Genomic DNA, 12,480 nt, shown 5'->3' on the forward strand with positions numbered 1-12,480 from the left:
AAATGTCTATTTTAGTATTAGGTGGCGCAGGCTACATTGGCTCACATGCCGTTGATCAATTAATTTCAAAAGGATATGCCGTTGTTGTTGTTGATAATTTATTAACGGGGCATCGTTCAGCAGTTCATGAACAAGCGACTTTCTATGAAGGCGATATTCGTGATAAAGCTTTTTTACGTAGTGTCTTTGAAAAGGAATCAATTGAAGGGGTGTTGCACTTTGCGGCCAATTCTTTAGTAGGAGAATCCGTGGAGAAACCGTTAATGTATTTCAATAACAATGTTCACGGCACTCAAATTGCCTTGGAAGTCATGCAAGAATTCGGAGTGAAACATATTGTTTTTTCTTCCACAGCGGCCACTTATGGCGAACCAAAAGCAATGCCTATTACAGAAGAAACCCCAACGAATCCTAAAAATCCGTATGGGGAAAGTAAATTAATGATGGAAAAAATCATGAAATGGTGCGACAACGCTTATGGAATGAAATATGTTGCTTTGCGTTATTTTAATGTTGCAGGAGCAAAAAAAGATGCCTCAATTGGTGAGGATCACACGCCAGAAACGCATATTGTGCCAATTATTTTACAAGTGGCATTGGGCCAACGAGCAGAGCTAAGTATTTTTGGGGATGATTATGATACACCAGATGGCACGTGCATTCGAGATTATGTTTATATTGAAGACTTGATTGCAGCACATATTTTGGCTTTAGAATATTTGAAAAATGGCGGCGAAAGTGACGTCTTTAACTTGGGAAGCAACAACGGCTATTCTGTTAAAGAAATGTTAGATGCTGCTCGCGAAGTGACAGGTCAAGAAATTCCTGCGACAATCGCGCCACGCCGAGCAGGGGATCCTAGTACGTTAATTGCTTCTAGTGAAAAAGCCAAACGAGTTTTAGGCTGGCAACCAGAAGTAACTGAGGTCAAGGACATTATCGCCACCGCTTGGCAATGGCATGTGAAACATCCTCAAGGCTATAATGAATAGGAGAACATCAGATGATGAAAGAAAGTAGTAAATGGATTGCTGCATTTGTAGAGATAATCATAGAAAATGGCGATTGGACGGAAACAGACCGCTATTATTTGACGAATCGGATTACCAAACTAGTTGGCTGTGATTTTTTTGAACAACCAGAAGCGGTTGCTTGTGAGCAAGAACCGTTGCGTGTGGTGGAACATCTTTTAAACATTGCACAAGCCAATCACCAAATCGATGACTCAATTACGGAAGCAGAACAACTAGAAGCGGAGTTAATGGATTTTATTACGCCGACCCCAACCATCATTAATCAGAAGTTTATGGATTATTATCAAGAGTCTCCACGAAAAGCAACGGATTATTTTTATCAGTTATGTAAAACGAATAACTACATTAAAACGAAAGCAATCGCCAAAAATATTATTTTCCCAATGGACTCACCCTATGGTAAACTAGAAATTACCATTAACTTATCGAAGCCAGAAAAGGATGCTCGAAAAATTTTGGCTGAAAAGAAAATGAGTCAAAAAAAATATCCAGCGTGTATGTTATGTATGGAGAATGAAGGCTATTATGGTCGTGTGAATTATCCAGCACGAACAAACCATCGGATTATCCGACTAAATTTAGAGGACGAAGCTTGGGGCTTTCAATATTCGCCATATGCTTACTATAATGAGCATGCGATTTTCTTGGACCAACAACATCGAGAAATGAAAATCGAGAAAAAAACGTTCCAGCGGCTCCTTAAAATTACGGAGTTATTCCCTGAATATTTTGTGGGCTCTAATGCAGATTTGCCAATTGTTGGTGGTTCTATTTTATCTCATGATCATTACCAAGCAGGACGTCATACATTTCCAATGGATTTAGCACCAATGGAAACAAGATTTTCTTTGAAAAAATATCCTGAGATAACTGCGGGTATTTTAAAATGGCCGATGTCTGTGATTCGTCTTCAAAGTGATCATCAAGAGGAACTAGTTGAGGCGGCCGAATTAATTTTGACCAAATGGCGCAATTATTCTGATGAACGTGTCTCAGTTCGGGCCTATTCAGAAGATGGCACACCGCATCATACGATTACGCCAATTGCCCGACGCAAAGGGTCATTATTTGAATTGGATTTAGTTTTACGAGATAATAATGTTTCGGAGGAATTTCCAGATGGCATTTTTCATCCACATCCAGAAGTACAACATATTAAGCAAGAAAATATTGGCTTAATTGAAGTAATGGGACTAGCTATTTTGCCACCAAGGCTAGCACAAGAATTAAGAGAAGTCGAAAAGTATTTATTAAAGCAACCCAATCAAATTGCTGAAAGTCATCGAGCTTGGGCGGATGAACTCAGTCAGCAAACCATCACTGAAGCCAATGTCAAAGACGTGATCCAACAAGGAATTGGGACAATTTTTGTTCAAATTTTAACAGATGCCGGTGTCTTTAAACGTGACGAAGAAGGCCGTCGTGCTTTTGAACGATTTATTCAATGTATTGAAAATGATTAATTTGAGGTGAGGAACATCGTAACCATTAAAGATATAGCAGAGCAAGTCGGTGTTTCTTCAGCGACAGTTTCGAGAGTTTTGAACTATGATGAAACATTATCAGTTAGTGATGAAACGAAGAAGAAAATATTTGAAACAGCAGAAACGTTAAATTATAAAAAGCGAGCCAGAAAAAAACAAGCAGGCAAAAAGAAAATTCGGTTTGTCCAATGGTTCAGCGATCCAGAAGAACTGGATGATATTTACTATTTATCGATTCGTTTAGGTGTTGAAAAGCGGGCAGAGGAATTGGGTTTTCTTTTAGTCAAAGAATCTCTGACAAACCTGTCTCAAAAAAGATTTGATGGGACAATTGCCCTAGGAAAATTTGATGAAAAGCAAGTGGCGGCCTTAGCCGCCTTAGGCGCACCTCTTCTATTTGTAGACTTTGATGCAATGGCTTTTGGCCAAAACTCCATTGTTGTTGATTTTGCTGGAAGTGTTAAAACAATTGTGCAAGAATTTTTGGCGCAAGGGCATCAGAAAATTGGTATGCTTTCTGGGCAAGAATATACGAAAGAGTCCCACGTGGCATTGGTTGATCCACGTTTTGTCGCTTTTAAAGAAACCTTAAAAGATCTGGACCTTTATCATCAAGAATGGGTTGTCGAAGCAGCTTTTTCTGTTGAAGAAGGCTATCAAGCGATGAAAGACTTTATTGAAGAAGCGGACACTCGTCCAACCGCTTTTTTCGCTGCAAGTGATACGTTGGCAATTGGTGCGATGCGGGCGTTACAAGAAGCAGCCATTCGTGTGCCAGAAGATATTTCTATCATTGGTTTTAATGATATTAGTGTCGCAAAATATGTTTCACCCACATTAACAACAGTCAAAGTTCATACTGAATGGATGGGTGAGCTAGCCGTTGAGACAATGAAAGAGTTATGCTTGAATACCCCACCAGTTCCTAGAAAAATTATTGTCGGAACGGAATTCATTCAGCGAGATTCAACGAAACATTCATCAAAATAACAGCAAAACTTGGAGAGTTTTTTCCAAGTTTTTTGCTCTTTTGTGCTGGTTTTCAACAATCAAGAAAATGGAGGGAAACAGATGCAACCGAAATTAATTATTTTACGTGGTAATTCTGGTAGTGGTAAAACAACGATAGCTAAAGCGCTTCATCAGTGTCTTAAAGAACAATCGTTATTGATTTCTCAAGATGTGGTGCGCAGAGAAATGCTTCGTGTTAAAGATGAAACAGTCTTTTGGACGTAAGTCGAAACGACTTACCTTCTTAGACTTGAATCTTAAGATAAACGGCGGGAGAGGAGCAGCTTCTTCGGAAATAAGCCGAAATTCCTCGAAAGACGAAAAGCATCTTTCGGAAATTTATTCTTATTTCTTGAAGCTAAACACTCCTGTCCCGACCTCTGGCTTTTGGTTATCAAGAATGCCAGTATGTGATTGTTGAAGGGATTTTTCAAAAAGCCATTTATCATTCCTTTTTTCAGGAAATAATCCATCTCTTTGAAGGAAACGTTCAGGTTTATTATTTTGATATTTCTTTTGAAGAAACGTTGAAAAGACATAGCCAGAGAAACAAGAATCAAGAATTTGGTGTCGTGGAAATGAAACGTTGGTGGCTACCAGAAGATTATTTAGGGCTTGCGGGAGAACAGCGGTTATCTGAACAACTGTCTGAAAAGCAGATTATCAGGCAAATTTTAGCAGATATTCAGTAGTAAGTGCTGCGCTTTTTAGAGAAATGGATGTTGTGGTATGATAAAAAAGAAGGAGTGGTTTCAATGGATTACCAAGAACGATTAAAAAATTTACCACCTGAAGTCATGACAGCTTTTTCAGAATCGTTTATTTTTTTAATCAGTAACGATAAAGTTCAACATTTTCCTGCACGAGACTTAACGCAAGCTGAAATGATTCAACGAGTGAAAGAGAAATTAGGTGAAGCGGTGACGTGGTCCTTATGGCAAGGGTTCGTTATTGCTGTTAATTCAGAAAAAACATGTGTTGCTGTTTTGCCCAAATATTATCAACTCGATGGTTTTGAAAATGAATAAGGGAGCGAAGAATTATTCGCTTCGTTTTATAAAATGAAAACGCTTTTCGGGAGGAAATGCTGATGTCTGAGCTAGTGGTTATTAGAGAAATGCAAGAGAAAGATATCTTAGCGCTGGATACTCAATTTGTCCAACAAGGTTGGCCAAGTCGCCAAGAGATTTTAATGAACTATTTAGAAGAACAATTAGTCAAGCAACGAACGGTTTTTGTAGCGGAGAAAAAGGCAACGCTGTTAGGTTATGTGACGTTACTGCCATTAGCTAAGGAAGGACCTTTTAAAAATTTATATCCTGAAATAGCTGATTTCAATGTATTCTTACCATTTCAAAAACAAGGAGTGGGGCGGTTATTATTAAATCGTGCAGAAAATGTTGCCAAAAGTTATGCAGATACTGTTTCTTTGGGAGTAGGCCTGCATCCTGGTTATGGTGCAGCGCAAAGATTATATATCAAACAAGGATATGTGCCAGATGGTTCAGGAGTCTGGTTTCAAAATAAGCAGCTGAAACCAAACGAACGGTGTGTTAATGATGATGCGTTAGTTCTTTATTTATCGAAAAAACTATAGAGTAGCCAAAGTAATACTCTATAAATATCATTTAGGAGGGTGTTACCCTTGATTAGAAAAATGAAGCCAACAGATGCAGCGGCGTTAACTATCATTAATAAAGAACAATTGGGCTATGAAGTTCCCGTTGACGTGACCTGTAAACAGATTGAGAAATTACTACTAGCCAGTGACAGAGAGTTTTTATATGTTTATGAAGAAACGAAGACAGGCAAGATTTTAGGCTATGTGCATGCGCAACTGTATGAAACAATTTATTCCCAAACGTTATTAAACGTTCTGGGATTAGCAGTGGCAAAAGAAGAAGAAGGCCGTGGAATTGGCAAACAATTAATGATGAACCTAGAAACGGAAGCTAAAAAGTATAACTTGTCTGCGATTCGCTTAAATTCAGGGGAACAGCGTACAGCAGCACATCAATTTTATGAACACATTGGCTATGTTTCTGATAAAAAACAAAAGCGATTCATTAAATACTTGGATACTTAAGTTATGTCTTTAAAAAATAACAATTTCCTTTAAAAAAATAAGTAAAAACTAGTGAAATTTTCAGTGAATTAGTGTAAAATGTATCTCAATGACTCAACGAGTGTTTCAGCCGAAACACTGTCAAAGAAAGTACATACAAAGAAACAGAAATAGCCATTTTTGATGGCTGTTTTTTTATGGAGGAGGCAAATTATGACGAAAAAAAATAGTATGATGTACTTAGCAATTTCTAACTTATTTCTTGTTTTTCTAGGCGTAGGCCTAGTCATTCCCGTAATTCCCCAATTAAAAGAAGAAATGCATTTTTCTGGTACCACAATGGGAATGATGATTTCTATTTTTGCGATTGCCCAATTAATCACATCGCCAATCGCAGGTGTCCTTTCGGATAAAATTGGTCGGAAAAAAATGATTGCGACGGGTATGTTGGTTTTTTCAATTTCTGAGTTATTATTTGGTTTAGCCCAAGCGAAAAGCGGTTTTTATATTTCTCGTGGTTTAGGTGGGATTGCCGCCGCTTTATTAATGCCGTCAGTGACAGCTTTTGTGGCAGATATGACCACGATTTCTGAACGTCCGAAAGCGATGGGACTTGTGTCAGCTGCAATTAGTGGTGGTTTTATTATCGGACCAGGAGTTGGTGGTTTTATTGCTTATTTAGGTATTCGCGCCCCGTTTTTTGCAGCCGCATTTTTAGCGTTTATTGGTTTTATTTTGACATTAACTGTTTTGAAGGAGCCAGAGAAACGAATTTTAGCCGCTGTTGAAGCGAAAAAAGGTTCATTTATGGATATTTTAAGAAATCCAATGTTTACCTCATTATTTGTGATTATCTTAATTTCCTCTTTTGGCCTGCAAGCGTTCGAATCTATTTATAGTATTATGGCGACTATTAATTTTGGCTTTACCACAAGTGAAATAGCAATCGTGATTACGGTTAGTGGTATTTTAGCGTTGATTTGTCAGTTGTTTTTCTTTGATGCAATCGTCCAAAAAATAGGTGAAATGGGTTTAATCCAATTAACCTTTTTTGCAAGTGCCATTTTTATTGCCGTGATTGCCTTTACAAAAAATAATTTAGTTGTTGTATTTTCAACGTTTATTGTCTTTTTAGCGTTTGACTTGTTTAGACCAGCAGTAACTACTTATTTATCCAAACATGCTGGAGATCAACAAGGAACCATCAACGGACTAAATTCGACATTTACAAGTTTTGGTAATATTTTAGGACCAATGGCAGCAGGAGCTTTATTTGATATCAATCACTTTTTCCCTTATTATGTTTCAGCAGTAATTCTGTTAGGAACGGGCTTTTTATCGTTATTTTTAAATCGAAATAAGATGTAAAATAAAAAATAAGTATTTGGAATATAATAATTCCGAATACTTATTTTTTTGATCACCGACCGTTCTTGAAAAAAACAAAAAAATAAACAGTGTTCGCTTGATTAATCGAACGTTTGTTCGTATAATGGTTTTGCAAGTGAGGTGATGTTTGTGAAATTTGATTATGAAAAAGAACCTAGTCGCGATATTCTTTGTATTGATTGCAAAAGTTTTTACGCTAGTGTAGAATGCGCAGAACGTGGGTTAGATCCGTTGAAAACGATGTTAGTAGTGATGAGTAATGCCGAAAATGCGGGGGGATTAGTTTTATCAGCATCGCCAATGGCAAAAAAAGTTTTAGGTGTTTCAAATGTTACGCGTAAAAATCAAGTGCCCGCTCATCCTGATTTATATGTGGTTCCGCCACGAATGAATTTGTACATGAAAAAAAATCAAGAAATCAATAATTTATATAAAAAGTTTGTCGCAGATGAAGATCACTCTGTGTTTAGTGTAGATGAATCATTTCTTGATGTAACGGCTTCTTTAAGTTATTTTCATTGTGAAACCGCCTATAAGATGGCTCGGATTATCCAAAGAGTCGTTTATAATCATGTGGGTATTTATGTGACCGTTGGGATAGGGGACAATCCGTTACTGGCTAAATTGGCGTTGGACAATGGTGCCAAACATTCGCCAGATTTTATTGCAGAATGGCGGTATGATCGTGTACCAGATACTGTCTGGCAGTTGCCTTCTTTGACAGATTTTTGTGGGATTGGTCGCAGAATGGCTAAACGACTGAATCGTTTAGGAATTGATTCTGTATATGAGTTAGCGCAAGCGAATCCGCATCTTTTACAAGAAACATTTGGCGTGATGGGGCTTCAATTGTATGCTCATTCATGGGGGATTGATCGTACCTTTTTAGGGAAAAAAGCACCACATAAAGCTGAAAAATCATTTGGGAATAGTCAGATTTTACCGAGAGATTATGCGCGAAGAGATCAGATTGAACTAGTCTTAAAGGAACTGACAGAACAAGTGGCTGCTCGTTTAAGAAAAGCGCATTGTCAAACGGAATGTATCACAGTCTACGTTGGTTATTCCAAAGGACAAATTGACCGTGAAGGACGAACTGGTTGGCGAAAACAACAAACGATTCCTGCAACAAACAATACAAAAGTTTTGATTACCTATGTATTAGCCCTTTTTAGAGAACATTATCTAGCGGGAACCGATGTCCGGCAATTAGGGCTTTCTTATGGAAAATTAGTTTGGAATGAATCTTTACAATTAGATTTATTTTCGGAACCAGAAGAGCAAATTAGTGAAATGGAGTTAAACTATCTGATTGATAAAATCCGACAAAAATTTGGCTTTCAAGCTTTAATTCACGCCTCTTCTTTGTTGGAAGGCGCGACGGCAATTCATCGTTCAGGATTAGTCGGTGGACATGCTGGAGGAAATGTCGGTTTAGGAGGATAACATCATGAAACGAACAAAAAAAGAATTTACACCTTATAATGAGTACCATGATCGGCCCTTTGAACTGAAATGGGCGACCGCTTTTGCATTGGGGGAGTTACAAGAAGGAATCGAAGCTTCTGACGAATATTCTAAGAGAGCGTTTGAACGCTTACCGCAACAGACAACAGAAGAAATTGAAGAATACTTAGAGCAGTCTTTAAAAAATAACCAGGTTTTAGAAATCCAATTGAATACATTGGATGATTATGGCCGTGTTCAACCGCCAATTGTTGGTGTTTTTGAAGGGATGAGTTCAATGGAGTATGCAAAAGTTGGACATACACATATTTTATTTGAAGAGATTCGGCATATTAAAAGTCATGAGTTTACAAAGTGGTCGAGCCTTGATTAAAAAACTATTGTTATACGTGCGTTTTGTGAAAACATATGAGATAATGTTCATAGGTAATAGAAATAAAAATTATGGAGGTGGCTAGGATGGGACATCATTTAAAAGGACACCATGGCAAAAAAACAAACGCAAATGGCGGTTTTTTAACAAAGTTATTGGCAGGCGGCGCCTTAGTGGGCGTAGGAAAAAAGTTATACGATAATCGTGAAAAAATTAAAGAGCTGTTAAGTGACGACAAAGAAAAAAGCAACGACACTGAAAACAAATAAAGGACTGGATTGACGGAATGGTAAAAGATGCAGCGTATATTATTGAAGAGATTACCACGATTTTAGAGGGAACCTATTTTGTGATAACCAAGAAAGCGAATAAGCGCCGCATGTGTTTACATGTTTCGGATACCGCGAAAGAATTTTTACGTTGTCGACTGGAGTATGAAACATTCTTAGAGCAACAGTTTGATTATGCCACAATGTTTTTAGAAACATGTACGGAAGATGTTTCTGTTGAAATTCAAACGGGACTACTTGAAGAAACAAATTATCAAGCATTAACCGTGGAAAAATTACAACAGATAGCCACTAAAATGTAACACAGCTGTTGTGTTAGTTTTGATTCTTAATTTGGTTAAGGAGGCGTATAAAATGTCAGTATATCAACATATTTTGGTTGCTCTTGATGGCTCAGATCAATCTGAAAAAGCTTTTCAAGAAGCTGTCAGGATTGCCAAAGAGGAACAAGCTACTCTTTATTTAGCTACAATTATTAATGATGCTGAATTTACGACGAGTCCATTTTCTTTTGAAGAATTGTATGATTTAGAAAAACACAAGTCAGAAGAGGTGCTCACTGAAAAGGCAAAACAAGCGAGTGAAATTGGTGTAAAAACAGTCAAAAAAATTGTTGAGCTTGGGAGCCCAAAACGTTATCTTGCCAATACGATTTCTGAAAATTATGCCATAGATTTAATTGTGCTAGGTGCCACGGGAAGAGGTGCTATTCAACGAACCTTGATTGGTTCTACTACAGATTATGTAGTTACCCATGCTTTGTGCAATGTCTTAGTTGTTCGCTAATTGTGAGTAAATAATCAAGGAAACAATGTTTTATCGGGGCGTTTTTTTAAATTAAACGAGAGGTGAGTTTATGAAAACAAAAATCGGAAAAACAGTTATCTTGTCAGCGTTTTTATTCACAAGTTTCCTTTTACTGAGTGGTTGTACCTCGGCTGGCGAAGAGATGGAAAAAACAATTGATCGACAGAAAGAAAAAGTCGATAAAACGGTCGATAAGCAGAAACATAAAAATGAAAATTCCATGGAAAGTTACGACGAAAAAGTTGACCGTTCTTTAGATAGTCAAGAAGACAAAATCGATACTACTGAGTAACGGGAAAGTTTTCAACTATCGGCTAGTAAATAAATAATATACAAAAGGGAGCATCCACTGCAGTTATTTCTCACAGCGGATCCTCTCTTTTGTGGTTAAAAAGAAAAAGTTAACTGCTCCCCAACAGTTAACTTTTAATCATGTTGCACATAGTTAAAACACTCTATATATCATTTATATCATTTGAAACGGGTAGTGTAAAAAGAAATCTCTTGAAAAGAGTCTCCATTTATAGGGAAGATTTCCCATAAAAAAGAGAAACGTATAATCACAGAGAGTTAGAGAAAGCAAAGGGAAATAAGTATGTTAAAATAAGAAGCAAGAAAGAATACAAGTATGCTGAAAATAACAACTAATTAGGTGAAAACAATGGAAATACATTTTGAAAAAGTAACAAGCGATAATCGTAAAGCAGTGGAAAACCTACAAGTTTTCGCTGAACAACAAACCTTCATTGAATCAATGGCAGAAAATCTAAAAGAATCGGACCAATTTCCAGAATGGGAATCGGCAGGTATTTATGACGGCAATCAATTAATCGGCTATGCCATGTATGGACGTTGGCAAGATGGGCGCGTTTGGCTAGACCGCTTTTTAATTGATCAACGGTTCCAAGGACAAGGTTATGGGAAAGCAGCCTGTCGACTTTTAATGTTAATGCTAATAGAAAAATACCAAACAAACAAGCTATACTTGAGTGTTTATGATACGAACAGCTCAGCAATTCGGTTGTATCAACAACTTGGTTTTGTATTTAATGGTGAATTAGATACGAATGGTGAGCGGGTAATGGAATGGACATATCAGAATAAGTAGATAGAACAGGTGAGACAAAAGCCACAGCGCATTTTGTTTCACCTTTTTCTTTTAATTGGCTTCATTTGTTTACTTTTAGTAAGTAAAATGGTAAATTTAGTTCAATCTGTTTTGAAAAAAGAGTTACTGGAGGGTAAGGATGAAAATAGAATTTTTCCATGATGTTATTTGTAGTTTTTGTTTTCCAATGTCTGACCGCATGCATGAGATTCAACAAGAATTTCCTGAAATTGAATTGATTCATCGGTCGTTTGCGTTGGGATGGTCAGCAAACGATTTTGAAACAATGTTTGGCTCACGATCAGCAGTAAAAGAAGAAGTTTTGACGCATTGGGTGCATGCCAATCAAAACGATTCAAAGCATCGTTTTAATATTGAAGGGATGAGGAAGCAACGATTTGATTTTCCAACATCAAAGAATGCATTATTAGCAGCAAAAGCAGCTGGATACATTGGCAACCAAGACACTTATTGGTTACTGTTTGATAAGTTACAAGAAGGTTTATTTATGAGAAGTTTAAATATTGAAGAGCCAGAAGTAATTGAGGAGCTAGTAAAAGAGACAACGATTGATTTTGCTTTATGGAAAGAAGCTGTTGCTTCCGAGGCTGTTTGGACGGCGGTTCAAGAAGATTTTGCGCTAGCTTCTGCTTATGGTTTACAAGGAGTTCCCGCACTAATCATTAATCAAAAATATTTAATTAATGGTGCAGTACCGAAACAGCAAATCAGCCAAACTATTCAAAAAATTCTCGCAGAAGAAAAACAACAGCAACCGTTAGTTTCATTGACTCCTTCTTCTGAAGAGTCAGCTTCGTGTGAGTTTAAGGAAGGCACATGGACGTGTCATTAAGCAGCATAAAATAACGTTATTCTTTGACAAAACGAAAGACTTCTGTAATAGTTAATGCGGGGGTGATAATATGTTTAACGCGTATAGAGAATACTGGAATAATATTACAACAATGAATGCGTCAGCAACACGAGCACAATATTGGTGGCCACAATTAATTAATTATTTGGTGTTAGGGATTTATTCAGCAATTACGGGCGTTTACAGATATATTGAAGTAACACCCAATGATGGAACAATCATTAAAGAATGGAATACTGTGACCATTATCTTTTTCTTGCTGACTGCTTTAATTTGGTTGGCAAACTTTACTGTTCGAGCAAGAAGATTGCATGATCGCGACCACAGTAACTGGTGGATTTTATTCTATTTACTTCCTTTTATCGGTACTTTAGTGATCTTCATTACATTAATTTTGCCAAGTAAAAGTCACACAAGATGGCCAGTGAATCAATCAGAAATTTAATTTGCTGGTTTCGTTTAGCTGATTATCTTAAGAGTGAAAATAGGACATAAGTCATTTCGACTTATGTCCTATTTTCTTTTTTATTTCAGAAAAATAAAAATATCTTCTGTATGATGGCACCTCACATTACGCG

The 12,480-nt window shown here is 37.1% G+C and carries 16 protein-coding genes and 2 pseudogenes; all 18 read left to right on the plus strand.

All coding sequences use genetic code 11. The features are described 5' to 3' along the window. Positions 1-2: 2 nt before the first annotated feature. On the plus strand, positions 3-992 hold the full coding sequence (gene galE, locus IGJ37_RS04230) for a UDP-glucose 4-epimerase GalE (protein ID WP_002361578.1): 990 nt from the start codon (positions 3-5) through the stop codon (positions 990-992). A gap of 14 nt (positions 993-1,006) precedes the next feature. Further along, on the plus strand, positions 1,007-2,497 hold the full coding sequence (gene galT / locus IGJ37_RS04235; RefSeq protein WP_325814901.1) for a UDP-glucose--hexose-1-phosphate uridylyltransferase: 1,491 nt from the start codon (positions 1,007-1,009) through the stop codon (positions 2,495-2,497). A gap of 6 nt (positions 2,498-2,503) precedes the next feature. Next, a complete protein-coding gene (locus IGJ37_RS04240) occupies positions 2,504-3,508 on the plus strand; it encodes a LacI family DNA-binding transcriptional regulator (RefSeq protein ID WP_002358146.1) in 1,005 nt (334 codons plus the stop codon). A gap of 9 nt (positions 3,509-3,517) precedes the next feature. Next, a pseudogene (locus IGJ37_RS04245) lies at positions 3,518-3,743 on the plus strand (AAA family ATPase); the annotation flags it as partial. 160 nt (positions 3,744-3,903) lie between these two features. Then, a pseudogene (locus tag IGJ37_RS04250) lies at positions 3,904-4,221 on the plus strand (hypothetical protein); the annotation flags it as partial. A gap of 27 nt (positions 4,222-4,248) precedes the next feature. After that, positions 4,249-4,557, plus strand: a complete 309-nt coding sequence (locus IGJ37_RS04255; protein WP_325814713.1) for a hypothetical protein — start codon at positions 4,249-4,251, stop codon at positions 4,555-4,557. Positions 4,558-4,613: 56 nt separating this feature from the next. Next, positions 4,614-5,126, plus strand: coding sequence for a GNAT family N-acetyltransferase (locus IGJ37_RS04260; RefSeq protein ID WP_025188867.1), 513 nt, complete (start codon positions 4,614-4,616; stop codon positions 5,124-5,126). A 48-nt stretch (positions 5,127-5,174) separates the two neighbouring features. Next, entirely contained in the window at positions 5,175-5,615 is a 441-nt protein-coding gene (locus IGJ37_RS04265; RefSeq protein ID WP_325814714.1) for a GNAT family N-acetyltransferase, read from the plus strand. Between the two features lie 192 nt (positions 5,616-5,807). After that, positions 5,808-6,962, plus strand: a complete 1,155-nt coding sequence (gene emeA, locus IGJ37_RS04270; protein ID WP_002358140.1) for a multidrug efflux MFS transporter EmeA — start codon at positions 5,808-5,810, stop codon at positions 6,960-6,962. 144 nt (positions 6,963-7,106) lie between these two features. Beyond that, complete coding sequence (locus tag IGJ37_RS04275; protein ID WP_002386016.1) at positions 7,107-8,429, plus strand: Y-family DNA polymerase; 1,323 nt, start codon at positions 7,107-7,109, stop codon at positions 8,427-8,429. Positions 8,430-8,433: 4 nt separating this feature from the next. After that, on the plus strand, positions 8,434-8,823 hold the full coding sequence (locus tag IGJ37_RS04280) for a hypothetical protein (protein WP_002407077.1): 390 nt from the start codon (positions 8,434-8,436) through the stop codon (positions 8,821-8,823). Positions 8,824-8,894: 71 nt separating this feature from the next. Further along, complete coding sequence (locus IGJ37_RS04285; RefSeq protein WP_002360617.1) at positions 8,895-9,092, plus strand: hypothetical protein; 198 nt, start codon at positions 8,895-8,897, stop codon at positions 9,090-9,092. A gap of 17 nt (positions 9,093-9,109) precedes the next feature. Continuing rightward, positions 9,110-9,415, plus strand: a complete 306-nt coding sequence (locus tag IGJ37_RS04290; RefSeq protein ID WP_002358136.1) for a hypothetical protein — start codon at positions 9,110-9,112, stop codon at positions 9,413-9,415. 52 nt (positions 9,416-9,467) lie between these two features. Beyond that, entirely contained in the window at positions 9,468-9,899 is a 432-nt protein-coding gene (locus tag IGJ37_RS04295; protein WP_325814715.1) for a universal stress protein, read from the plus strand. A 70-nt stretch (positions 9,900-9,969) separates the two neighbouring features. After that, the gene (locus IGJ37_RS04300; RefSeq protein ID WP_002358134.1) at positions 9,970-10,212 is read left to right on the plus strand and encodes a hypothetical protein; all 243 of its coding nucleotides are present in this window, start codon (positions 9,970-9,972) and stop codon (positions 10,210-10,212) included. Positions 10,213-10,581: 369 nt separating this feature from the next. Next, positions 10,582-11,028 (plus strand): GNAT family N-acetyltransferase, encoded by a 447-nt coding sequence (locus tag IGJ37_RS04305; RefSeq protein ID WP_002390030.1) that lies wholly within the window; start codon positions 10,582-10,584, stop codon positions 11,026-11,028. 139 nt (positions 11,029-11,167) lie between these two features. Beyond that, entirely contained in the window at positions 11,168-11,881 is a 714-nt protein-coding gene (locus IGJ37_RS04310; protein WP_002365483.1) for a DsbA family oxidoreductase, read from the plus strand. Positions 11,882-11,951: 70 nt separating this feature from the next. After that, entirely contained in the window at positions 11,952-12,347 is a 396-nt protein-coding gene (locus IGJ37_RS04315; protein ID WP_002358131.1) for a DUF805 domain-containing protein, read from the plus strand. Positions 12,348-12,480: the final 133 nt, after the last annotated feature.

This window comes from Enterococcus sp. AZ104 (genome assembly GCF_050546705.1).
Lineage (GTDB): Bacteria > Bacillota > Bacilli > Lactobacillales > Enterococcaceae > Enterococcus > Enterococcus faecalis.